Source organism: Paenibacillus marchantiophytorum, assembly GCF_014640555.1.
GTDB classification, from domain to species: domain Bacteria; phylum Bacillota; class Bacilli; order Paenibacillales; family NBRC-103111; genus Paenibacillus_E; species Paenibacillus_E marchantiophytorum.
In genome coordinates this window covers 1-523 of record NZ_BMHE01000159.1, presented here as the reverse complement: position 1 = coordinate 523, position 523 = coordinate 1, and the positions used below count along the sequence as shown (strand labels likewise).

Below are 523 nucleotides of genomic sequence, written 5' to 3'. Positions count from 1 at the left end.
TTTTTATTTTGGGAAGTTTATCCCAAACACATATTGGCCCTTAGCTCAGCTGGTTAGAGCGCACCCCTGATAAGGGTGAGGTCGGTGGTTCGAGTCCACTAGGGCCAACCAATTATTTTCATAATCATATGGGGCCATAGCTCAGCTGGGAGAGCGCCTGCCTTGCAAGCAGGAGGTCAGCGGTTCGATCCCGCTTGGCTCCACCAAAAGACATTTTAAGACAGGAATTTCCAAGGAATTTCGACTTGAAATGCAGTAAGAAGATGTGATAAGATAACTTTCGCTGCTGACATAGGGCAAGGATAATTGATTCACATTGCAACAACGTTGTTCCTTGAAAACTAGATAACGAAACAAACGTAAAGTAAGAACTTAGGTTGTGTTAACCTTCGGGTTGCACAAAATCTTTAAAGTTTTTTCTAGGTTAAGCTAGAAAGAGCACACGGAGGATGCCTAGGCACTAGGAGCCGAAGAAGGACGTGGCGAACGACGAAATGCCTCGGGGAGCCGTAAGCAGGCTTTG

Annotated in this window: 2 tRNA genes and 1 rRNA gene; all 3 read left to right on the top strand. The window is 45.7% G+C overall.

Annotated elements, in window-relative coordinates:
• Nucleotides 1-34 precede the first annotated feature (34 nt).
• Nucleotides 35-111 (top strand) — tRNA-Ile (locus IEY34_RS36440).
• Nucleotides 112-130: 19 nt separating this feature from the next.
• A tRNA-Ala gene (locus IEY34_RS36435) sits at nt 131-206 on the top strand.
• 216 nt (nt 207-422) lie between these two features.
• Nucleotides 423-523: ribosomal RNA gene (locus tag IEY34_RS36430) — 23S ribosomal RNA — on the top strand; the annotation flags it as partial.